34 protein-coding genes are annotated in these 21,106 nt (G+C 37.5%); 6 read left to right on the top strand and 28 right to left on the bottom strand.

What is annotated here, in order from left to right; translation table 11 throughout:
• Window positions 1-312 precede the first annotated feature (312 nt).
• The 6 genes from E1I69_RS09460 to E1I69_RS09435 all read right to left on the bottom strand — a co-directional run bounded on the left by E1I69_RS09460 (window position 313) and on the right by E1I69_RS09435 (window position 4,398).
• On the bottom strand, window positions 313-1,143 hold the full coding sequence (locus tag E1I69_RS09460; protein WP_136379361.1) for an HNH endonuclease signature motif containing protein: 831 nt from the start codon (window positions 1,141-1,143) through the stop codon (window positions 313-315).
• A 73-nt stretch (window positions 1,144-1,216) separates the two neighbouring features.
• Complete coding sequence (locus E1I69_RS09455) at window positions 1,217-1,747, bottom strand: HNH endonuclease (protein WP_136379360.1); 531 nt, start codon at window positions 1,745-1,747, stop codon at window positions 1,217-1,219.
• A gap of 136 nt (window positions 1,748-1,883) precedes the next feature.
• The gene (locus E1I69_RS09450; RefSeq protein WP_136379359.1) at window positions 1,884-2,369 is read right to left on the bottom strand and encodes a sigma-70 family RNA polymerase sigma factor; all 486 of its coding nucleotides are present in this window, start codon (window positions 2,367-2,369) and stop codon (window positions 1,884-1,886) included.
• An 11-nt stretch (window positions 2,370-2,380) separates the two neighbouring features.
• Window positions 2,381-2,581: a hypothetical protein gene (locus tag E1I69_RS09445; protein ID WP_136379358.1), complete on the bottom strand. Its 201-nt coding sequence runs from the start codon at window positions 2,579-2,581 to the stop codon at window positions 2,381-2,383.
• Window positions 2,582-2,771: 190 nt separating this feature from the next.
• Complete coding sequence (locus tag E1I69_RS09440) at window positions 2,772-3,194, bottom strand: DUF1801 domain-containing protein (protein WP_136379357.1); 423 nt, start codon at window positions 3,192-3,194, stop codon at window positions 2,772-2,774.
• Window positions 3,195-3,405: 211 nt separating this feature from the next.
• Window positions 3,406-4,398: a nuclease-related domain-containing protein gene (locus tag E1I69_RS09435; RefSeq protein WP_136379356.1), complete on the bottom strand. Its 993-nt coding sequence runs from the start codon at window positions 4,396-4,398 to the stop codon at window positions 3,406-3,408.
• A 251-nt stretch (window positions 4,399-4,649) separates the two neighbouring features.
• On the opposite strand from E1I69_RS09435, the gene E1I69_RS09430 reads away from it, so the two are divergent.
• On the top strand, window positions 4,650-6,311 hold the full coding sequence (locus E1I69_RS09430) for a ribonuclease J (RefSeq protein ID WP_136379355.1): 1,662 nt from the start codon (window positions 4,650-4,652) through the stop codon (window positions 6,309-6,311).
• A gap of 22 nt (window positions 6,312-6,333) precedes the next feature.
• On the opposite strand, the gene E1I69_RS09425 is transcribed toward E1I69_RS09430, so the two are convergent.
• From E1I69_RS09425 to E1I69_RS09410, 5 genes are all read right to left on the bottom strand, one after another.
• Complete coding sequence (locus tag E1I69_RS09425) at window positions 6,334-6,807, bottom strand: tetratricopeptide repeat protein (RefSeq protein WP_136379354.1); 474 nt, start codon at window positions 6,805-6,807, stop codon at window positions 6,334-6,336.
• Entirely contained in the window at window positions 6,804-7,334 is a 531-nt protein-coding gene (locus tag E1I69_RS09420; RefSeq protein ID WP_136379353.1) for a cysteine hydrolase family protein, read from the bottom strand. The genes E1I69_RS09425 and E1I69_RS09420 overlap by 4 nt, the downstream gene beginning before the upstream one ends.
• Entirely contained in the window at window positions 7,312-7,746 is a 435-nt protein-coding gene (locus E1I69_RS09415; RefSeq protein WP_136379352.1) for a VOC family protein, read from the bottom strand. The genes E1I69_RS09420 and E1I69_RS09415 overlap by 23 nt, the downstream gene beginning before the upstream one ends.
• Before the next feature lie 13 nt (window positions 7,747-7,759).
• A complete protein-coding gene (locus tag E1I69_RS24395) occupies window positions 7,760-7,900 on the bottom strand; it encodes a hypothetical protein (protein WP_154670405.1) in 141 nt (46 codons plus the stop codon).
• 177 nt (window positions 7,901-8,077) lie between these two features.
• The gene (locus E1I69_RS09410; protein ID WP_136379351.1) at window positions 8,078-8,551 is read right to left on the bottom strand and encodes a hypothetical protein; all 474 of its coding nucleotides are present in this window, start codon (window positions 8,549-8,551) and stop codon (window positions 8,078-8,080) included.
• 151 nt (window positions 8,552-8,702) lie between these two features.
• Here E1I69_RS09410 and E1I69_RS09405 point away from each other — a divergent pair, with 151 nt between their 5' ends.
• Window positions 8,703-8,927 (top strand): hypothetical protein, encoded by a 225-nt coding sequence (locus E1I69_RS09405; protein WP_116353063.1) that lies wholly within the window; start codon window positions 8,703-8,705, stop codon window positions 8,925-8,927.
• A 19-nt stretch (window positions 8,928-8,946) separates the two neighbouring features.
• Here the strand turns inward: E1I69_RS09405 and E1I69_RS09400 are convergent, their stop codons facing one another.
• Together E1I69_RS09400 and E1I69_RS09395 are read right to left on the bottom strand one after the other, a co-directional pair.
• On the bottom strand, window positions 8,947-9,390 hold the full coding sequence (locus tag E1I69_RS09400) for an ASCH domain-containing protein (RefSeq protein ID WP_136379350.1): 444 nt from the start codon (window positions 9,388-9,390) through the stop codon (window positions 8,947-8,949).
• Window positions 9,387-9,902 carry a topology modulation protein gene (locus E1I69_RS09395; protein ID WP_136379349.1) on the bottom strand — a complete coding sequence of 172 codons (516 nt, stop codon included), beginning with the start codon at window positions 9,900-9,902 and terminating at the stop codon, window positions 9,387-9,389. Before E1I69_RS09395 ends, E1I69_RS09400 begins: the two co-directional genes overlap by 4 nt.
• A 79-nt stretch (window positions 9,903-9,981) precedes the next feature.
• Here E1I69_RS09395 and E1I69_RS09390 point away from each other — a divergent pair, with 79 nt between their 5' ends.
• Window positions 9,982-10,584 carry a lysophospholipid acyltransferase family protein gene (locus tag E1I69_RS09390; RefSeq protein WP_136379348.1) on the top strand — a complete coding sequence of 201 codons (603 nt, stop codon included), beginning with the start codon at window positions 9,982-9,984 and terminating at the stop codon, window positions 10,582-10,584.
• A gap of 31 nt (window positions 10,585-10,615) precedes the next feature.
• Here E1I69_RS09390 and E1I69_RS09385 read toward each other — a convergent pair whose 3' ends face one another.
• The gene (locus tag E1I69_RS09385) at window positions 10,616-11,176 is read right to left on the bottom strand and encodes an AAA family ATPase (RefSeq protein ID WP_136379347.1); all 561 of its coding nucleotides are present in this window, start codon (window positions 11,174-11,176) and stop codon (window positions 10,616-10,618) included.
• Between the two features lie 115 nt (window positions 11,177-11,291).
• Between E1I69_RS09385 and E1I69_RS09380 the strand changes: the two genes are divergently transcribed.
• Window positions 11,292-11,639 (top strand): DUF3221 domain-containing protein, encoded by a 348-nt coding sequence (locus tag E1I69_RS09380; protein WP_136379346.1) that lies wholly within the window; start codon window positions 11,292-11,294, stop codon window positions 11,637-11,639.
• A 37-nt stretch (window positions 11,640-11,676) separates the two neighbouring features.
• On the opposite strand, the gene E1I69_RS09375 is transcribed toward E1I69_RS09380, so the two are convergent.
• Window positions 11,677-12,915 carry an MFS transporter gene (locus E1I69_RS09375; RefSeq protein ID WP_136379345.1) on the bottom strand — a complete coding sequence of 413 codons (1,239 nt, stop codon included), beginning with the start codon at window positions 12,913-12,915 and terminating at the stop codon, window positions 11,677-11,679.
• 137 nt (window positions 12,916-13,052) lie between these two features.
• Here E1I69_RS09375 and E1I69_RS09370 point away from each other — a divergent pair, with 137 nt between their 5' ends.
• A complete protein-coding gene (locus E1I69_RS09370) occupies window positions 13,053-13,529 on the top strand; it encodes a glutathione peroxidase (protein WP_136379344.1) in 477 nt (158 codons plus the stop codon).
• Here the strand turns inward: E1I69_RS09370 and E1I69_RS09365 are convergent.
• The gene (locus tag E1I69_RS09365) at window positions 13,524-14,030 is read right to left on the bottom strand and encodes a DNA-deoxyinosine glycosylase (RefSeq protein WP_136379343.1); all 507 of its coding nucleotides are present in this window, start codon (window positions 14,028-14,030) and stop codon (window positions 13,524-13,526) included. The genes E1I69_RS09370 and E1I69_RS09365 overlap by 6 nt on opposite strands.
• A 49-nt stretch (window positions 14,031-14,079) precedes the next feature.
• Here E1I69_RS09365 and E1I69_RS09360 point away from each other — a divergent pair, with 49 nt between their 5' ends.
• A complete protein-coding gene (locus E1I69_RS09360; RefSeq protein ID WP_136379342.1) occupies window positions 14,080-14,520 on the top strand; it encodes an SRPBCC family protein in 441 nt (146 codons plus the stop codon).
• 66 nt (window positions 14,521-14,586) lie between these two features.
• Here E1I69_RS09360 and E1I69_RS09355 read toward each other — a convergent pair whose 3' ends face one another.
• The 12 genes from E1I69_RS09355 to E1I69_RS09300 all read right to left on the bottom strand — a co-directional run bounded on the left by E1I69_RS09355 (window position 14,587) and on the right by E1I69_RS09300 (window position 21,087).
• Entirely contained in the window at window positions 14,587-15,363 is a 777-nt protein-coding gene (locus tag E1I69_RS09355; RefSeq protein ID WP_136379341.1) for a TerC family protein, read from the bottom strand.
• A 152-nt stretch (window positions 15,364-15,515) separates the two neighbouring features.
• Entirely contained in the window at window positions 15,516-16,031 is a 516-nt protein-coding gene (locus E1I69_RS09350; RefSeq protein ID WP_136379340.1) for a hypothetical protein, read from the bottom strand.
• Window positions 16,032-16,048: 17 nt separating this feature from the next.
• Window positions 16,049-16,489 carry a hypothetical protein gene (locus tag E1I69_RS09345; protein WP_136379339.1) on the bottom strand — a complete coding sequence of 147 codons (441 nt, stop codon included), beginning with the start codon at window positions 16,487-16,489 and terminating at the stop codon, window positions 16,049-16,051.
• Between the two features lie 13 nt (window positions 16,490-16,502).
• A complete protein-coding gene (locus E1I69_RS09340) occupies window positions 16,503-16,823 on the bottom strand; it encodes a hypothetical protein (RefSeq protein ID WP_136379338.1) in 321 nt (106 codons plus the stop codon).
• Between the two features lie 84 nt (window positions 16,824-16,907).
• A complete protein-coding gene (locus E1I69_RS09335) occupies window positions 16,908-17,129 on the bottom strand; it encodes a hypothetical protein (protein WP_136379337.1) in 222 nt (73 codons plus the stop codon).
• A gap of 50 nt (window positions 17,130-17,179) precedes the next feature.
• Window positions 17,180-17,734 (bottom strand): histidine phosphatase family protein, encoded by a 555-nt coding sequence (locus tag E1I69_RS09330; RefSeq protein ID WP_136379336.1) that lies wholly within the window; start codon window positions 17,732-17,734, stop codon window positions 17,180-17,182.
• A gap of 90 nt (window positions 17,735-17,824) precedes the next feature.
• Window positions 17,825-18,322: a GNAT family N-acetyltransferase gene (locus tag E1I69_RS09325; protein WP_136379335.1), complete on the bottom strand. Its 498-nt coding sequence runs from the start codon at window positions 18,320-18,322 to the stop codon at window positions 17,825-17,827.
• A gap of 12 nt (window positions 18,323-18,334) precedes the next feature.
• Window positions 18,335-18,751, bottom strand: a complete 417-nt coding sequence (locus E1I69_RS09320) for a GNAT family N-acetyltransferase (RefSeq protein ID WP_136379334.1) — start codon at window positions 18,749-18,751, stop codon at window positions 18,335-18,337.
• A 74-nt stretch (window positions 18,752-18,825) separates the two neighbouring features.
• Window positions 18,826-19,647: a glycerophosphodiester phosphodiesterase gene (locus tag E1I69_RS09315; RefSeq protein ID WP_161974870.1), complete on the bottom strand. Its 822-nt coding sequence runs from the start codon at window positions 19,645-19,647 to the stop codon at window positions 18,826-18,828.
• Between the two features lie 137 nt (window positions 19,648-19,784).
• The gene (locus tag E1I69_RS09310) at window positions 19,785-20,297 is read right to left on the bottom strand and encodes a DUF4352 domain-containing protein (protein WP_161974869.1); all 513 of its coding nucleotides are present in this window, start codon (window positions 20,295-20,297) and stop codon (window positions 19,785-19,787) included.
• A 158-nt stretch (window positions 20,298-20,455) separates the two neighbouring features.
• Window positions 20,456-20,707 carry a hypothetical protein gene (locus tag E1I69_RS09305; RefSeq protein ID WP_136379331.1) on the bottom strand — a complete coding sequence of 84 codons (252 nt, stop codon included), beginning with the start codon at window positions 20,705-20,707 and terminating at the stop codon, window positions 20,456-20,458.
• A gap of 77 nt (window positions 20,708-20,784) precedes the next feature.
• Window positions 20,785-21,087 carry a TIGR04104 family putative zinc finger protein gene (locus E1I69_RS09300; RefSeq protein ID WP_136379330.1) on the bottom strand — a complete coding sequence of 101 codons (303 nt, stop codon included), beginning with the start codon at window positions 21,085-21,087 and terminating at the stop codon, window positions 20,785-20,787.
• Window positions 21,088-21,106: the final 19 nt, after the last annotated feature.

Genomic DNA, 21,106 nt, shown 5'->3' with positions numbered 1-21,106 from the left:
AGATGTGTATAAGAGACAGTCATAGTTTAATATTGTATTATTATCGGTCAGTACCTCTTCGAAGTAAGAGGTGATTTTATGAATGAAACATTAATATTATTGATACTACTTATTATTGTTATTAAATTGTTGTTCCAAAAATAACAATTTTTGCTGAACGTATACCACTCGATATGAACGAAAGTACTGACTCGGTAGGGCCTAATTTTTGTTAGGTATTGCCGAGTTAAATAAATTATATTAATATACAAGCACATATTTACTCATCAAAATCCCTTTTAGGCACAATAAAAAGCACCCCGAAGGATGCTATTAATTAAATCTAAACATGGAACTATCTATTTTTCCACTCCACTTTAATACACTATTTTCTCCTTCACCAATTAAAGAAAGTGGTTTAGAATAACCGGGCTTTATAAAATTTAATGAATCATTTGTTATTATAATGACTACATCATTCCTAGCCCATAGCCCTTCTACTTTTACTAATCCTGGCTTTAAAACTTCGACATCAGTTAAGGTGAGAACACCATCAACAATTTTGTAATTTGGCTGCATTTTATGAATTATTGGCATAGACCATATTGGAATAAAATCAATTATTCTGTTTGTTGTGATTTTGAAACGCCCTGGCCTTCTTTCAAAATTTATTTTGTCATCTACAATATATTTCACATGATTTTCAATAACCTTTAGTACTTCTTTTCCATTTTGATTAGATATACTTAAATTCATTAAAAAAATATCTTCATCTTCAATTCTATATGTTAATTTTGTGTTATTTGTTAATTCGAATACTTTTACTCCATTATCTCCTGTAACTGAAATACTCCCAAGTAACAACTTTGATGTATAGCTTGGTTCAATATATAGATGATCTCTATTTGATTTTTCTCTTTTAATATTTTTCCAAAGATAAACCGTTTCATCATCAATCGTTAATTTGCCATAGTGGATTTCATCGTGACAGCTTGGGCAAACCGCAATCATATGTTCACTATCGTGAGTTTGATATACTGACCACTCTTTTATGTGATGAATATGAGTCCTGTAATTATTACACCCAGGATTTGCACATTTCATCCCTGCCTCTTCAAATAAGTAAGACTTTATTTTTTCTGGTATCTTTGTTCTCTTAGCCATTTTTTATCATCCCCTCTGAATTCATTCGACAAAAGGAGATATTTTCCTGCAAACTCTCTATTATTTATACTGCTTAATCTATACGGTTCTTCAATAAGCCCTGCTTATAAGTGTGGTATTTTTCCTCCGCTTCTTTCCTTGCCCGTACTGCATCTTCTCTTTTTACGAATTTTCCTAAGTATTTCTTTTTCCTATTTACACCTATTTTCGCAATCCACATTTTGCTTTTATTTTCATAGTGAACCCCTAATACACCACTCTTATTATTTGTGCCTATCCTTCTATTTTGTTGGTTTTCCTCTTTTGTAACTAATCTTAATTCTGATTTACGATTGTCTAATGTATTATGATTAATGTGGACAACTTCCTTGTTGAATACATTTAACGAATTGGTTACCAGCCTGTGAAGAAATATATTACGATCATATAAATTCCCCGTAACGTAAAAGCTTCCAGCGGCATTTTTTTGCACTCTCCAATTTCCACCAATCCACTTGACCAGTTCTAAATCTTCTGTATCTATTAAGGCTTCATGAGTTATCCCATTCGAATCTTTCACAAAAATCTTAGTGACGTCTCCAACTATTTCATAATCGTTTTTCAATTAATAACCTCCCTAAGGTTAATCCTGAAAATTAAAGTAAAGGCAGGCAAGTCAGGGTACTTGCTTTTCGGTAGCTAACCTAGCCCCCCAAAAAAACTTGTTTCAACAATAAGGACAACGTACGTCAGAGCGTACGTCATGAAACTCTTTGTTCAACTTTTTTTCTTGCTCGTTCAATATATTGTTGAACTGTTCTCTTTTTTAATCCCAGCTCATCAGCGATTTCTTGCATGCTCATACCTTGAGCTGCATGTAGAATATAGCATTGTCTTTCCCTCAATGAAAACGATGAAAGAATATTAATCAATACTCGTTTTTGGTCAGCTGGAATATACAATGATTTATCATCCTCATCAAGTTGACTCGTAATATCCGGGATAATATCCATGCTTTCCAATGATCGTTTTTGATAAATCGTTCTTTTGTCAATTCCCCGCATAAGATCAGGTTGTCTCCCAGTCTCTAACCACTCGATAGTAAAATCCATATCGTCAACCATGCCGTTAATTAAACTTTTATCAACACGATCGGTAGGCTTATCCCCTAATTTTTTTCGCAACCTGTTTAAATCCTTCTTACCATCAGTGTATTCATGAATTAACTTATCTGCCCAGTTTGACATATGAATTCCCCCTATCGTTGTCTTAATGCGCCTTTATTTCTTCGATATGTTGGTCTACCAGTACCCATCAAATACCGCAAATCTGATTCAGAAAGCTTATCCATTTTCTTTGGCGGTGATTTCTTCGGACTCTCCACAATTGGTGGATCCTTATGCTGCATTCCATTCTCCTTTTTCCACTGTTTCAATTGGTCTCTAAAAGTTGGATTCATGTAATCTCTCCTTTCAAAATAAAAAGAGCACTAAACAAACGCTATTGCGCTCATTCAGTGCCCTGCAGTTCTTGCTCGGGACATTATTCTATTTTTCAAAACAAGAATATACATTGTAGTTACCTTCATCGTACTCCATTTCAGGGGTTACCAAAATTTGATTAACTTTATGTATGTGTATAAGTTTTGCTTATTCCGATGGGTATGTCTCTTGTAAGAATTTTATCGATTGGGTAATAAGATCTTTTAGCACTTCTACATCGATATCCGCAATTTTATTGATGTAGACACAGGCTTTTCCAGATGTATGTTTACCAAATTTTTCGAGCAATTCTTGTCGCTTTGTATCGCCAGTTGCAAAATACAAACTAATTTTTGCCTTGCGTGGTGAAAAACCAACAAGTGGCGCATCGCCCTCATGGCCAGTCGCATATTTGTAATGGTAGGAACCAAACCCAATTATGCTCGGTCCCCACATTTTGGCCGGATACCCAGAGGTTTCTATAAAAATGTCTAATAGCTTGTAAGCATCTTCCTTCTTTTTCGGATTGTCGACTTTTTCAATAAATTCAATGACACTCGCATCGTTTTCTTTTGTTTTTAATTCGTACATATTTGGTGGACCTCCTTTTTAGTAGTAGGATTGACATTGTTTATTCATTCGAGACGTTGGGTGGGGATTCCTGCTTTTTTCATAGTGGAAAGTGCTAGTGACAGTATTTTTAAAATAGTGACAGTAAAATTCAGTTAATGACAGTAAATCTGCAATAGTGACAGTATTTTTCGATTAGTGACAGTAAATTTTGGGAATAATCCTATTCGAATCAATTATTGTGCATGTTTTTTAAAGCCTCCTCTTTCAATAGATAAATTCTATCTTTAAAGCTCCCATTATACTGTAGATTTAATGAAGTTAAGATGTGTTTAGCAGTTGAAATCGACTGTATATCTAGAAAATCACGCAATGGTTTATTCGTAATTGTGTTTCCAAAGAGAAGCTCATACTCCATTAAAGATTGGTAATAGGGTTTGGATGAAGAATGGTTGCAAGATGGGCAAGTCCAGGACCGGGGATTACGTTTCATTGGTAGAAAATCGCATTTTGGGCACCTTACACCTTTTATAAGTTCATGCTCTTTTATTCCGAATTGTGACAGTATATCTTGGTCGTGAGGTGTATGCTGCTTTAATAGGAATCTGCTAAGCTTTAGCAAATGCTTCCGATCCAATACTTCTTCCCTATTCCTCTTTTCAAACAGCTCCACTTTCGAAATAAAACTTGGGCTTTTAATTACTTTATTATAGTGTTTAAAGTCTTTACTAGCATCAATAATCGCATTTGGGTTTGTGAAGATAACAAGGGTTTCAATCGGAATGGAGGGGAATTTCAAGGATTCTAGAAGTCTTTTAAGCTGTAACTGATGTCTGGTAATTTGAGTGACAGGACAGTTATACGATTTCCTCGTATCCTTGTAGGTTTGGATTAATTGGTCAAACTTCCCATCAAAATATAATTCTCCGCGATAATTTTTTGCGTCAATGATTAATATAAAGGTGGGACTCATTAGAAGGATATCAATTTCAAAAAAGTGCTTACCGGAGATGTCTGGAAGACGAAGGTTGTGGAAGTTAAGGTAGGTTTTTTCGTTTAAAAAGGTTAAATAATATTGTAACGATTGTTCTCCGCGGTAACCCGACATTCTTCTGCCGTACTCATCACTAAGTTCTTGATATTTTGGGTGAGATTCTGACGTTCTTCTTAATGCCGCTTTTAATTTTAATATCCTTTGCGGGATTTTTAATTCTTTTCTGTTCATTTAGCATGCTCCTTTACATTTGATAAGTCTTTTTTCTACTATTTTTTTCAAAATCCTGCAAACTTTTTATTTTTTTATCCCTATGGCCATTATTTTGTTTCTATGGGCGTTATTTCAATTCTATGGGCGTTTGCTTAATCACACAAATATTCTCGCCACGTATTCTTACATATTTTGGAACACTCAATAAATAATTCCACCGACCTCTGGTAAAACTAAGGACACGATGTAAGAAGTAGGAGGCGTGTGTAATGGAGAATGGATTGTCCATTTTTGCACTTGGTGGAATTAACGAAATTGGGAAAAATATGTATGTTGTGCAATACGATGATGATATTTTGGTGATTGATTGTGGGGGAAAATTTCCGGATGAGAGCTTACTCGGAATTGATTTGATTATTCCGGACCTGACGTATTTGGAGGAAAATCGAGAAAAAATTCGTGGGATGTTGATTACACATGGGCATGAGGACCATATTGGCGGGATTCCTTATTTTCTTAAAAGGCTCAATGTGCCAATTTATGCGACTCGGTTTACGCTTGGTTTAATTGAATTGAAGTTAACTGAACATCGTCTTCTTGCCGATACTAAGCTAATTCCGATTGATGCAGATTCTGAGCTTGAGTTTGGCAAAATAGGGGTTTCCTTTTTCAAGGTAAATCATAGTATTCCGGATTGCCTAGGGATTGTATTTGATACGCCTGAAGGGAAGGTTGTACATACAGGAGATTTCAAGTTTGATCTAACACCGGTGAATGACCAACATTCAGATATTCATCGGATGGCCGAAATTGGGCGTGAGGGTGTACTTGTTTTATTATCTGAAAGTACAAATGCAGAGAGACCGGGATCAACACCGACTGAGTCGAAGGTTGGGGACGTCATTGAGGAAGCCATTATGAAAGCGAAAAGAAAGGTATTTGTCTCGACATTTGCCTCGAATATCAGCCGGGTTCAGCAGGTTGTTGAGGCTGTGATGAAAACGAACCGTAAGCTCGCCCTGCTAGGAAGAAGTATGGTGAATGTCGTGGATGTCGCGGTTGAACGTGGCTATCTCCACATTCCCGATGGCATGCTGATTGATGCTCAAGAAGTAGAAAATCTCGCACCGGAGAAGGTTTGTATTTTATGTACAGGAAGTCAAGGGGAACCAATGGCTGCGCTTGCTCGTCTATCAAATGCCAGCTATCGTGACGTGCAGATTCTCCCGGAAGATACGGTTGTTTTAGCTGCTGGTCCGATTCCTGGGAATGAAAAAAATGTGTCTCGCATTATCGATAACTTATTCCAGCTTGGGGCAGTTGTTTTATATGGAGGAAGCTCGACTGGTATGCATGTATCCGGCCATGGGTTTCAGGAGGATCTTAAGCTAATGTTGACCTTAATGAAACCAACATACTTTATCCCTATACACGGTGAATATCGGATGCTTCATCAACACAAATCTCTTGCAGTATCTGTAGGAGTGGAACCTGAAAATATTTTTATCATTCAAAATGGCGATGTGGTTGATGTGAAACATTCGGAGGCGCGTCAAACTCGGAAAATTCCTTCGGGTGATACATATGTGGATGGGATTGGTGTTGGCGATGTTGGCGACATTATTCTGCGTGACCGTAAGCAGCTTTCAGAGGATGGCATGGTCGTCATAGTTGTCACGCTAAGTAAAAGAGATCAGAAAATCATTTCTGGACCTGATACGATTACGCGCGGTTTTGTGTTCAATCGAGACTCTGAAGAGCTTCTCCGAGAGACAAATCGCCTCGTAAAAAAAGCGATTCTTAATTTGCAAAGTGAAAACAAGTACCAGTGGAATGCCATGAAAAAGGAGATTAAAAAGGCAGTAGGACAATATTTATTTGCACAAACAAAACGCAAACCGATGATTCTGCCGTTTATCATAGAAGTATAACCCTCCAAGCAGGAGGGTTATTTTAGTTCCAGACTTCATCTAGCTTATCGGCATAAAATTGAATGGCACGCTTGTACTGTTGGATAGATGCATCACTCGAAGTCGCAGCTAAACTTTTTAAAAGAAGTTCCATGGCTTCCTGATGTCTCCCAAGATTATAGAGTACCATTGAGTAAAAAGCCTTCATCGCGTGGTTATTTGGAAATAACGTTATCCCTTTTAACAGTGTCGCCTCTGATTTTTCATATTCTCCGAGGGTTCGATAGGTACTGCCTAAACCTAATAAGGCACCTTCCAAATCTTCGTTCTGTAGACCTAGTCCGATTGCCTTTTCATAAAAAGCGACAGCTTCTAATTCTAATCCTAGGACATCAAAACTCCAGGCAACTTGATAGTTTAGTTGAGGATCTTTGGGATTCTCGTTTACTAACCTTAACAGCCGTTCGTTCGATTCTTTGAGCCGGCCCTCTTTTCTAAGCTCTATGGCTTGCTTCATCCCTGATAGGTCTCCTTATATTCGTCGTAATAAAGGACCTCTGTTGTTTCTGACCAGTTAAGGACGGTTCCCACAAAATCCTTAATATCGAGCCCCTTCATCTCATATGTATCTTCGCTATTTGTTGTCCCTGTAGCATCTTCAATAAAGGTTACTTTGTACCCTCGGTCATATCCCGAAATTGCTGTAAACATACAGCAGAATTCGGTTTCAAAACCGGTTATGAAAATATGTTTAACCCCTAATTCCTCTAGTATGGATGCAAGATTTGTCTGAAAAAAGGCACTTGGTGTCTCTTTTTCAACTATATAATCTGCAAAATCTCGCACCGATTCATGAATCTCGGAACCGCTTGAATTTCTGTGAAGAGGGTTCTCTTCAATTTTATCAAAATGTCTAACCATGATCACAGGCAGATTTTTTGCTTTAAAATCTTGGATGATGTGTTGAATTTTAGTAAGTTCCTCGCTAGAATCTTTAAAATTCACAATTCCGTTTTGGACATCAATCACTAGTAGTGCTTGCATTTTCATTCCTCCTCTTTTTAAAAATGGGACTAAGCTCGCTCCAGACGTCAAATAGGTTTCCATCCGGATCCTCGAATACAAAATTCTTCCCGGCATGGCCACGGTCTTCAATTTCCCCGACCGCGATATGACGTTCTATGAATTCTTTATGTAAGTTCTCTAAAGCTTGTAAACCGTCAACCTCAAAGGTTACTGAAAATTGTTCATGTCCTTTTACATCAACGAAATTTGAGGTTTGACCTTCCTTTGCAGCAACGAGGAAAAAACTTTGATCCGCTAAGTCAAGGATAGCTTTATCCTTATCCATGTAATTTAATGCTGCACCAAGGTTTTCTGTGTACCAGGTCGCTGAACGCTGTACATTTGTAACTGGCAGATAGGTCGTTCCGATACGAAGAAGTGTTTGTTTCATTTTAGGAGTCCTCCTATTCTTTATCTTCCGTTCTCCCCATTGTCATGTCATCGAACGGGGTATATTCATTACTAGGCATTTTTTTCTTTCGAACAGCTTTAAAAATAGACAAACTTACGGCTCCGACTACAATGGCAAGAAAAACATATATCATCGGCACGCTCTCCATTTCGCATAGGAATATGTTATGTATTAAATTCGAGATATATTTTCATATTCCTTCAATTCTTTTCCAGCAAAAAAAGAAGCCACATCCATTATTAGGATAGGCTTCGCTTAGGTTATTTGGTTAAATCGTTGATGGCTTGGACGTATTTTTCGTTCGTTACTATTACTTTACCTCAAGCGCAAAGGCATAAAATGCGTCAGCGTTTGATACATTCTCTTCATTTTCATCCATCCACCAAACTCCATAGGAATAGTAATACACGCCTTTTTCCTTAGGTGCTGTAAAACGATGGTTTTCTACTTTCACTTCCGTTTCCTTGCCACCTTGGTAATAGGCTACATGAACTTCATTGGGCAGTGGTTCATAATCCATTTCGAAAACAACTTCATCACCAGGCTGAACGACAATTGGCGCTTTTCCTTCTAAAAGCTCTTCTGGTCCTGCTGTGTCTGCACATACACTTTTGAACATACTGCTCCAGCAATAGGTACCGAGTATCGTTGGAAAGGTTTCGTTTCCGATTTGTATCTTCGTTTCAGGTGGTTTGCTTCCCGAAAGCTTACTTGATGTATTTCCTCCACAACTTGATAAAATAATCGAAATTCCTATTGAAAAGACTAGCATCCATTTTTTCATCCTATATCCTCCAATTGAGCGCTTTTACTAAATTGACGAAACTTTCATAAAAAGGTTGCACAATTTGAAACCAATCTGCTTATTTTTCCGTATATTTGGTATAATGAAATATAGATGAAGAAACCGGTTATATTGGTCAGGAGGTTATTCAATGACGGGTCTAGTTGCGGTTGTCATGGTATTTTCAATTCCACTAGTTGCGATTATTACGAGCCATTTTCAAACACAATCAAAATACAAACAAAGAATCATTCAGGATGAATTGGAGTTAGAAAAATTAAAGCATGAGAATTACTTGCTTGAAACAGAGAAAATGCGTGTCGAGCTTGAAAAAATGAAGCTAGACGCTCCAAAGGATGAAACAAAGATTATCTAAGCACCCAACTGGGTGTTTTTTATTTTACATCAATTAATTTGAATCGTTCACAAACAAGTAACATATCCTCCGAAAATTCACGGCCGATTTTCCGTAGTTCTTCCGTAAAAAACTTAACATGAACGTCTCTCCAATACTGGTAGGTTCGATCACCCTCCCCTTCAGCAATTGCGAATTCCTCAGGGACTTCATTCATTGATTGGATCGTTACCTCAACTGTTCGAATGATCGCCACCGGTTCATCCTTGCTATTTAATAGAATGCTATAATCGTCTACCTTTGGAAGGGGTGCGTTTTCGAGTTCATAAAAAACATATCCAGAACAGGTGGCTGTCTTGATACCATCAATCACTAATTGTGCAAGGTAGTCAGGGTCATCCCCAAACTGCCATGCATCTACTAATTCTGGTTTATCTTTTCCTTCCCAGAAGTCATTCCAATATTGTTGGGCTGCTTTGTTCATCTTACATCCTCCCAGTTATTTTTTACAAAGTTATTAATCTCTTTTGTCCCTCGCAGACTAATCACTGTTTTATCTTGAGATAATCGGTTTAGGCGTTCCTGCATTTTACGTATTCTTGGCTTGTAGGTCGTCCAGATGAATTTGATAAACTGCCAATCTATTTTTTCGGTACAGCCAAGATCTGGACGTTTTTTTCCGATATGTTTAAAATAGCGTTTGAACACTCGGTAAAGGCACTGATATCTAGGAAGTTCAAGATAGATGATAGTATCAGCATGGTTTGCGCGCATTTCGAAGGTTTTGCTATAATTTCCATCAATAATCCAGCTGTCTTTTGTGAGAATTTCCTCTTGGGCTGTTTTGAATTCCTCATGTGATGCTTCTACCCAGCCTGGTTTCCAAAAATAGCGGTCTAAATGGTATACGTCGATTTCAAGTTTTTCACCTAATTGATGAGCGAAAGTTGATTTTCCAACACCAGCTGAAACTCCGATAACCATGATTTTTTTCATGTATTTCCTCACTTTATTCGTATTTATTTCATGCTATAATTTTACTAGATTAAAAGTCATTCAAAAGGGGTAAGTCAAAGTGTATCATTTCATTGCATCTATTGTTAAAGGCATTCTTACATTAACAGGTGGTATTAAGGTTTATAACAGAGAAAAGCTGCCAAAGGACGGCGCCTACGTGATTGCATGTACACATACAGGGTATATCGATATTTTGTGGCTGGGTGTTTCTTTATTGCCACGCCAAATTCATTACATGGCCAAAAAGGAATTATTCAAAAACAAGCGAATTGGTACTTTTTTATCAAAGCTTAATGCATTCCCAGTTGACCGTGATAACCCAGGTCCAAGCGTTTTAAAAATTCCATCCCGTTTACTCTCAAAGGGAGAGATTGTAGGTATGTTCCCAAGCGGAACACGTACGAATGAGCAAACTGCCTTAAAGCAGGGGGCCATTACGATCGCACAACGAAGCAAGGTTCCTGTTGTTCCCGCTGCGTATGTTGGACCAAATACAGTTAAAGAATTATTGAAGTTTAAAAAGGCAAAGCTTATTTTCGGTGATCCGATGTTTATTGCATCACCAGATATGGATGCTAAACAGGCACGTGAGCATTTCACGCATGAATTGGAGAGAAAATTTGAGTTGCTTCGTGATGAGTTACAGAACGGGCATAACTAACGCTTGGAGTGTGAATTCCAAGCGTTGTTTTTTATAATTGAAACTTTTCCTTGATCAACTTGGCTACTTCTTCAGCGCTTAGGTTGGTGTTGTCTATCCTGAGGTAGTTGCCGAACGAAATTTCACCTTCATATGAATTCAAGCGATGCTTCTTCATCGTTTGTTTTATGTCATTTTCTGACCATTCAATGTCGCGTTTTTTCGGTTTGTGTTCCAATCGATTTGGCGTTTTATTTCTTTCAAGTCTCTCCTCCAGGTCGGCTTCAAGTTCAACATAATATACTGTGGCCCCTCTGGATTCAAACAACTTAGAAAGTCCCTTTACATACTCCCAATCAGACTCAAGGTTAAACATCCAGACGTATGTGAAAATCATGCCGTACAAATCACTTTTTGAAACTTCTTCAAAAATCTCCTGACGGAACAATTTGACTAGTCGTTTCGCTTCTTTTGTACTGTAGTCGAAGAAGTGGCTTACTAAATCGATTGTCATGTGGTTATGAAAAAGCTTTAAATCTGTTATTTTTGCTAATTCCTGCCCAACTGTCATCTTCCCAACCGCTTGAGGTCCAAAGATATGTACAAATTTCATAAGGCTTCCTCTTTTCTTTTTGAATATTCTACCATAAATGCACAAAATTTCACGCACTATTTTTAATGCGTAACCTTTTGACCTTAAATTTCGCCAAATAAGATGAGGTGACGGTATGAAGCGGATAGTTTTTCTTTTCATTTTTTTACTTGTTGGTTGTGGTACGAGTGGTCAAAATGGTGATGTTGCCGAAATGACTGTAACTGGTTACGTTCTTGAGGTTGGCGAGCGAATTTTAGTAAATGAAAAAATTATAGAAGAGGAATTTGAAACAAAAACAGAACAGGAAATTCATGATGAATACTACCTTTCAAGTACTTTTTTCAGTATTCGTTCTGTCAATCAGTCGATTGTTTCAAAGCTTGAGGTTGGTCAAAAGGTTAAGATTGTGGTTGAGGGCGCCATCGCAGAATCTGCACCAGCACAGGCGAAGGCAAGAGAGATTGAAATAGTGAAGGAGTGAGGGCTGCGACTTTTGGTCGCAGCATTTTTTTGAGATTTTATCTCATTCCTACTTCTACCTTTTCCTCCGTAAAATATACTTTTTTTGTTTGCTGTGATACGAGAATAATCACAAAAACAGCAAGTATCAAGCTAATTATAGATAAGGTAACAATCGTGTATCTCAGTGGAAGTAGGTCTCCCATGATTCCAATAAATAATAGGAACACTACAGACACTGCACTTTGCAGCACACTTACCATACTTGTGACACGCCCCATGATTTCCATAGGTACATTGTTTTGATAAAAGGTGTTAAATCCTGTATTTGAAAAGGCAAAAAAGAAGCCCAAAATGATAAAACCAGTCGCCGCCATTGCAAAGGAGGTTGACAGGGAGTAGATTAAATAGCCTGCCGCAAGCATAAAGAGTCCCGTTCCGATTAGAGCGCGAATCGATAGAAATCTTGAAATAAAAATAACCAATAAACCTCCTGCCGCATAGCCAATCCCAGTCACACTCATAAGTAAACTATATTCTACCTCAGTTAAGCCTATTACCCTTTGTGTAAAAACAACCTCCTGGGAATCCATCGCCATTGTAAAAATATCAAATATGATAAAGCTTGAGTATATGGTCATTACAAATGCTGCATTTTTTCCAAAGCGGATGACCACTCGCCAATCTTCTAGTAAATTTTTAAATTGAAGCTTATCGGTTGTTTGTTCTCCGCTACTATCGATATTTGGTAAAAATGCGATGAGAATTGCGGAAATAGCCAAGGAAATTGCATTACTATAGATAGCTATTTCAAGACTACCAATCATAAAAAGCATACCAGCGATAGCTGGGCCTGTAATAAACGCACCGGAAGAAACTAAGCTTCTGATTGAATTAAAGGTTTTCCGCTGTTCTTTTGGAATAAGGGCAGTTATATAGGCAGTGGATGTCGGGTTGAAAAAGGATTTTGCTACACTGATTATAAATAGCAAAGCATAGATCATCCAAATACTCGGAAGTAGTGGGATGATGGCAACTGCAATGGCTCGAATGATATCCGTGATGATCATGATTTTCCGTTTATTCGAGCGGTCAATGATGCTCCCAGACCACCCATTTACAAGAATCGATGTGATGGGTCCGACAACCCACAAAGCAGCAACTGCCGCGGCCGAGCCCGTCATTTTTAAAACTAATAGATTAATAGCTACGAGATAAATAAAATCACCCAATGAGGATAATCCTAACCCGGTTAAAAGCATTGCAGGGAATTTCCATTTTTCAATTACTTGTTTCATTTGATGGCCCTCATTTTCAAAAGATTTCCTCTCCCCTGAATCTTACAAGAAATTCAGTATAAAAAGAAGTCCAAACTTGAATCTCAAACGAACATCCTTTACGATTGTGGTAATTCGTACATAAGGGAGTGGAAAAAATGGCAAGTGTGTATGATTTTGAAGTAAAAACGGTGAATGGGGAATTAAAGTCGTTTAAAGAATACGTGGGGAAACCACTTTTAATCGTCAATACCGCAAGTAAATGTGGATTTACTCCGCAATTTAAGGGATTGCAAGAGCTGTATGAAAAATATCAACAAGATGGCTTGGTTATTCTTGGATTCCCGTGTGCTCAGTTTGGCAATCAAGAATTCGAAAAAATCGAGGAAACGACCTCTTTTTGTGAGATGAATTATGGCGTGACATTCCCGATGTTTGCAAAAATTGACGTAAATGGTGAGAATGCAGATCCACTGTTTCAATTTTTAAAAGACGAACAAAAAGGGGTATTGTCAAAAGCGATTAAATGGAACTTCACTAAGTTTTTAGTCGATCGCAATGGGCAGGTTGTGGAACGCTATGCCCCACAAACCGAGCCAGCTAAAATAGAGGAAGACATCGAAAAGGTGCTATAGATAGTCTTTTATGATTTTCCACTCTTGGAGCTTGCCTTCAAGAGTTTTGTTATATTTGCCGGGGACAGGGCTCGTTGACGGAAGCTTAATCACCTCAACCCCAGGTAAGCGATGTAGCCCAATGTATTTTTGATAACTTTTATACGATTTTGTGCCATTACAAGCGATTAAGCGAAGATTCGGGTGATTTTTTACAAATGCCTCAATCTCATTCGGTTCCTCATTTTTTATACTGGAGTCCAAACTGCCTTCACGATGGCAGCTATATAACACGTCCCAGAGAGCAATCTTTCGTTCTTTTACAAAGGCAATCTTATCCTTGTAGTCTGTTAGCTCATGACTATCAAAAAGCATGAACATGATCTTCCAAAAATGATTGCGTTGGTTGCCATAGTACTCTTGTTTCCTTAATGATTCGACACTGGGCATTGAGCCAAGAATCAATATTCTTGGATCCTCACCAACAATAGGCTCGAGACCAAAAATTCTCTCCACAAGCATCACCTTTTCTGCTATGTTTAATCTATCATACCATTCGAGGTCATTTAAAATGAAACAATCTATCGTTATCGAAGCACCCATTGTAGATGTATTTGACAGTATTGCAAAGTCAAATTTACGTGAAAAATGGTTTCCAAACGTGACTTCTATTCGTTATTCTCACCCAAAGGATGAGTCGAACACAGGAGCTACCTTCCAGCTAACAGCCGAAGAAGGAAAGGAACATGTTTTGTTACAGGGGAGAAATAAGGAAGTCATTCACCCCTCGTTCTTTGCGTTTGAGATTGAATCACAAACCTATATCATGACTTTTTCGTATCACTTACACAAAAAAGGTGAGCACACGCTAGTGGATCAAGAATTTGAAACCAAGTATCATCGTCCTTTTATGAATGTAATTGATAAGATCTTTAAAAGTTCAACAAAGCAGACTGGGGAATTTGTTCTTAACAATTTGGAAAACTTTTGTGTTTTGAATAGGTCTAACTAGCTTATCTCTTAAAAAAACACAGGTACTTTTCCTCCGTGAAGAAAAGTACCTGCTACATCGTTATCCCTATGAGGCTTTTTCTTTTAGATGTTTCTTATTACTTGGTGCAAACCAGCCGAATAAGGCAATGGCGACTAATACTCCATAGAAGATAATCGTCCAAACGGTACTATGGGGAAAGTCGTGATCTAAAATCCCAATATCCTTATGGGCAAGGGTAATGACAGCAAGTTTGACACCGACCCAGGCTACAATGGCATAAGCGGTTGTTTCTAATGCAGGACGTTTTTCAAGAAGCTGTACAAACCATGTCGCTGCAAATTTGATTAGGATTAAGCCAGCAACTCCTCCAAGAACGACAACAATAAATTGCCCTCCATCAATACCACCGAAATCGCCAAGTGGTGAATCTGGGAGACCAAGAGCAAGTGCAACTGCTGCTAAAATCGAGTCAATGGCAAAAGCAAGGTCTGCTAATGCAATCTTCCCAACAGTAGGCCAAAAACCTTTCCCGGCTGCTTCCTTTTCATCATCTTTATGAACATTCTTATTTGCTTTTCCGAACTTCGCTTGGATGACATGCTTTAACCCTAGATAAAGGAGATAAAGTGCACCAATTGCCTGTATTTGCCACACATTTGCGATAAATGAAATGGCAAAAAGGGCTACAAATCGGAATGCAAAGGCCATTATGATTCCGTAATTTATGGCTTTCTTTTTCTGATCCTCTGGTAAATGTCTGGCTATAACTGCAAGTACGAGGGCATTATCAGCTGATAGCAATCCTTCCAAGCCAATTAAAATTAACAATGCCCAAGCGTATTCTAGCCATATTGTCTCCATCTATTTCGCTCCCAACGTAACAAAGAATATCATTCAAACCCCATTAATATTAGAATTTCCCTTAATAAAAGGGCTATCCTTTAATTTTAAAAAGGATGCAATTACCAAGCTGTCTCGTTTAGACCTATACACCTCAAATAATCTTCAAATCTTTAGAAAACAATAAAATCAGCACCATCCTTAAATAAATCCATAATCCAAATAATTCCCATGAAAAAGATCCATAATAAAAAAGGAATGGCAAGACCAATGAAAGCTTGACGCCATTTGTATCGATTCTTCATTTTTCGTAACATACGGTCTATTATAAAATACAGGATTGCAGCGCCGAGACTAACCCATTGGAGGATGGAACCGAACAGCAAGTGTAAGACAAAGGACAGATATGGCTCCGACCGTTTCATCCTATTTTTCGCAATGAGCCCAGATAAGAAGTCACTTATGATAGATGTCACCGTTCCGTAAACGAAGATGACTGGGAAACTGTACATGAGGTATAATGGCACAGTTGTAGTAAAGCTCCACAAATATTCTTTTATGGAATTGATTTCACTTCCAAATGGACTTGGAACGAATAAGCCTAGGAGGATTGCAAATAGCGCCCCTGTGAGGGATGCTGTGAGTAGTTTTCTTTGTAGTACATGTTGTTTTTTATCTACCAAATCCATTCAACTCCATCTAAAAATTACCTTTGCTTCGATCGTAACACCGTTATCCCGACCAATAGCACAATACTAACGCCAAAGATGGTCCAAAAGTTAACGCTCATTAGTACATTTTTGAAACTAGAGGGCGCATCGTGAACATAGACTGCCTTTACATAGTGACCTTCTACCGTTTGCACAGCAATAGCTTCATTGATTGGAATATCTTCAATTTTAAAATATACTGTGTCGATTTCATAGTAGTTGGATGCATTTCCGTAATAGTCACCAGTATATTCATCCGCTTTTGTTTCGACTTTGCCAATCATTTCTCCTACCTCATATTGTTTGAGTAGCATGTCTTCTTTAATCTCATATACTTTCCCATCATGAACAACAAAGAAATAGGCCCAACTAAGAGCGCTGGCACATGTTTGAGTTACCAACAAAAATACGATCGTTAAACAGATTATTTTTTTCATTTTCAATTTTCCATTACGTTAAAAACCCTACATAATATAAAACAAAATACATGCCAAAACAGAAAATCGAACCGACTAAAAAGGGACTAATTCTTAATGTCATTTTCTCGTGCTGTGGTTTGTAGCCCCCTAAAAGCGCATCAAAAACGGCCATTTGACCACTTTTCGATAAAACATCTCCAGTTGAACTCATCAAAAAGGCAAAGATGGCGAATATGCAGGAGCCAAGGAATATCGTGTTAGCAAGGTTTGTATCAAAAAACAACGATATACCGAACAGCAAGCATAGCTCCACAATTACCACTAATAAAACAACGATCATGTATCTTTTCAAGGATCCCACTCCCTTCTTTATACATTTACGTAAAATATTAGCAGAAGTTTCAGTATTTTATCATTTTTTTCAATCAAAAAACACTTACCCTTTTTCTTTTTTTAGTTCCTCTACAATATATCTTGAACCTAAAATTGTACATAGAATCACAGTAAAGATTAGCGTTACTAATAAGGCATGCGTTTGTAAATGATACGATGATTCCACCGAAGAATAGCCTATATTAGACATAATCGGACTCACTATAAAAACGCTCATAAAAAATAAAGCAATTGTGGACAAAAGCGAAATTCCTATTGTTTTCATGGAATGCTCTCCTTTCATTAAGGGTTATTCTATATTTATGTAATTCGGTGTTAGAGATTATCCTTTTCTGCTTCCCAAATCCGTTCTAGGGAAATATGTTGGTCTAGTTTTAAAATGTAAATATCAGGGTTACTCAGTGTTCTCCATTGTTCAAATCCAAAGTTTTTATTGTAATGATTTAATAGCAATGATATTAAGCCGCCATGTGTGACTAAAATGGTATCTTCCGCGTCACTTTTTAAAACATCGTCAACAACGCCAAGAATTCGGTTTGCAGCTTCTCGACTAGTTTCTCCACCTTCATATGCAAGGTCAAAATCATCATATGTTGCTCTTAATTTCACAAACCAATCTGGCATTATTAGTGAACTTAACACGCGTTCGGCCAGTTGCTGATCTGTTTCAATCTCTATATTTATTTCATTTGCGAGTGGCTGTATTGATTGAATGGCACGTTTAAAGGGACTTGAAATTATTCGATCGATTTTTCTATTTTCAAAAAAGGCGGCTACATCAACAGCTTGTGTTTGACCATTATTGGTTAGAGGTGCCTCCGGTTCCTGCCCCTCCGCTTCGCAATGCCTGATAATATAGATGTTTTTCATAAGGATCACTCCCTTTTTGGGCCTCTTCATTTGTATGTTTTATTCAACAAAAAAAGTGTGAATCCTGCTTGGAAGTTCACACTTTTCAATTCACAAAATCTTTGCCATATAGTATTCATCCACAAAGACTCCATCGATTAATAGGGAATGTCGTTTTGTACCCTCGATTTCAAATCCCATCTTTTTATATAAAGATAAACCTGCTGTATTTTGAATCACAACGGTCAATTCTAAGCGATGGATTTGATGGGTTATCGCCCATTTTTCCATTTCTTTAAATAGCTTTGTACCCACGCCTTTTCCCCTAAAATCCTTCAAGATTCCAATCACGATGTACACGGAATGTTTGTTTCTTCTTGCATTGCCGCCAATAGCCATTAAGAAACCAATCAACTGATTGTTTTCCTCCGCAACAAGAATCGTCGAGTTCTCATCTGATTCGATTCTTTCGATCATTTTCCGTTGCTGGTCAGGACTCACTTTCCTTTCCCCCGCTTCCCATAGCATATAATCTGATGTATTTTCCACCTGCTGGGTCAGCAGAACAAAGTTTTCTGCATCTGCGGGTGTAATTTCTCTAACTAGCAATCTACTTCCCTCCTACCTTTCGATAATTTTCTCCATTATGACATAGGATTTACCGCCTTTTGTAAAACGATGATGGGTTTCTTTTAAACCGAACTTTTTATAAAAATCCATCTTATTCTGTCTGGCGTTACACCATATTCTGTTCAAGTCTTGATTCCTTGCCTCATTTATCACAAAGTCTAATAATCTACTTCCGTACCCTTTACCTTGTTCATGTTGAAGTGTTGCAAACTTACGAAACTGAGCCTCATCATGATTTATAAAGAGGGAGATAACCGAAATGAGCTTGTCCTCCTTAAAAAGACCATAATGAATCCCACTATCATCATCTTCTAATTTTATGTAGTCAAAATCCTTATCAGGCCACATGACTTTATGTCGGATCTCCCAGGCTTTTTCCTTATCGATTGTTTTAATTATAGTTTTCATAGTTCCCTCCCTAGTGGGTCAGAGGGACAGGTACATTGTCCCAAATGGGACGATGTACCTGTCCCCGTGTCCCGTTATAATTCCTTTGTATAAAGGATGTAATCGGTGAAGTAACCATCTATTTGCAAGTCTTTCAACCGAGTTTGCTCCCTTTTTTGGGTTTTCTTATTTGTAAAATAAACATGTACTTTCTTACCATTGCCGTGTAATTTCTTAACAATGCGGGATGTTACATCATTTGATTCTATCCCGATAATGGGGTAGTCTGTTGCAATAGCCTTATTCAAATCAAATTTCCCTTTTTTAAACAAAAGGGTAAGTGGAATATCCGGTGCTAACGTACTAATCTTATCTAAACTTTTTGTAGAAAAGGATTGAAGGATGACTCTTTTATCATCAAGTAACTGATATTCGTCTAAAAGCTCAATTACTTTCTCCTCCATAGCTAACTGGTTGTTCACAAGTCTTGTTTCGATATAAAAATTCTCCGTATCAGAAAACTCATCAAAAATTTCCCTCAAACTTGGAATTTCCTCTGATACCTTTTTATTTTCAAAAGTTGATACTGTCTGATATTTTTTAAGCTCTGACAAAGTATAACCAGAAACCTTCCCTTTTCCATTTGTCGTTCGATCGATAGTATAATCATGCATGGCTACCAGTTCGCCATCCTTTGTCATACGCAGATCAATTTCTAAATAATCAACCCCATCTTGAGAAGCAATTTTATAAGCCGTTAAAGTATGTTCATTAAAGCGATCATTTGCTCCTCGATGGGCTATGATCAATGATTCCCCTGCTCTCACGGGCTCTTCTTTACGCTCTGTTATAGCTAATGCAATTGTTGCAAATCCGAGACTTATTAACAATGTAAGAACCAAATACCTTTTTACCAAACGAATCCTTCCCATCGTTTCATCATTTACTACCATTTAAACATATTAACAAGCTGTTTTTCCACTTACTTACAAGGACTTAATATAAAAATAAAAAAGCGTTGATTCACATTTAGATCAACGCTTCAAAATTTTATTTATTGAAAATCATCGGGGGTAAGATCCCATTCAAGTTTGGTAGTTTCTGCTTTGCTACCAAGCATGATTTTGTACGTATCTGATTCTCTCGCATCAAATATAATTTCACCCGTTACGGAGTCTCCTTCCTTTATTTCTCCCGAGATTTGAGTTCCAAAACTGAATTCCGTTCCAGCTGTAACGTTATTCCAGTTGACGACATTGTCGACAAAGATTTTAAATGGTAAAACATCTTCTATATTTACCGCTTTTGATGCTCGGCTTGTTACGGTTGCATTCGCCACAACGTATGTACCTCTTAGAGCCTTTTCACCATCTTCACCTGTTTCAAACTTAACACTATTTAGTGTTACCTCAAAATCACCTGCAGTTGATGAGTAAAGGCCGGTTTCACCTATTGTTAAGGTTCCATCCTCACTAATTCCGTCTCCTCCGGTTTCTGAACTTCCTCCACATGCACTAATTAGGAAAACCGATAAAACAAGTACAAACAAAAACCCCCATTTCTTCATTCCATAAGCCCCCCCTTTTTTTATTTTAAAATTGATAATATTCAGAAATATTATATCAAAAGTCTTGTATGAAAGATAGCTATTACATGCCATTATTGGTAAAAAAACAGTTGTACTGAAATGCAGAAACATAATCTCCTGCATTTCAGTGGAAAGACTTAAACAAGGGTCTTGTTTAGTAACTGCTGCAAATCATGATCCATGGAGAAATGGGAATTTTGCTCTAATACGTTCTCAAAAAGACCGATTACCTTTTCTGCCGATGTTTCTATAGTTATTGGATCCACTTTTTCAGGGTAAGTTGATAGATAGGATGTAATAAAGGATGGATCTAATGAATCATACGCCTTAAATTGGTGTAGTTTCTTATCCTCATTCATCGCTTGTACTAATAAAGTGTAGGTTCTCATTGTCTCAAGCATTTTGAGTGCATAAATAACTTTTTCTTTCCTCTGGACTATACATCTTTTTCATCGTCTCCCTGTTATTAGCCGAATAATGGCTCTTCTTTGTTTGAAGTTTCTAGGTAAAATGGATAAATTACTATAAAAAGTGACAAAAAGCCTAACATTATAAACAATATGACATGAGGAGAATCAGAATAGAAATTCAAAAAAAGACCCAAAATAGGTGCTATAAAACTAATCGATGCAGATATCTTTCTTGTACGAGCGGTAATGTATTGTTTTTCCCCGCAATAGGGGCAAGTTATTGCATTCGTAAATGTAAAGGATTTTTTTAAGGTTTGTTTCCAGCTCCACTTTTTATTACACTTTTGGCATGTAGGCATATAACAACCTCCCTTCCAC

This window comes from Bacillus timonensis, from assembly GCF_004799755.1.
Lineage (GTDB): Bacteria > Bacillota > Bacilli > Bacillales > Bacillaceae_L > Ferdinandcohnia > Ferdinandcohnia timonensis_A.
The sequence above is the reverse complement of the archived record's forward strand: the minus strand, read 5'-3'. Positions and strand labels throughout refer to the sequence as shown.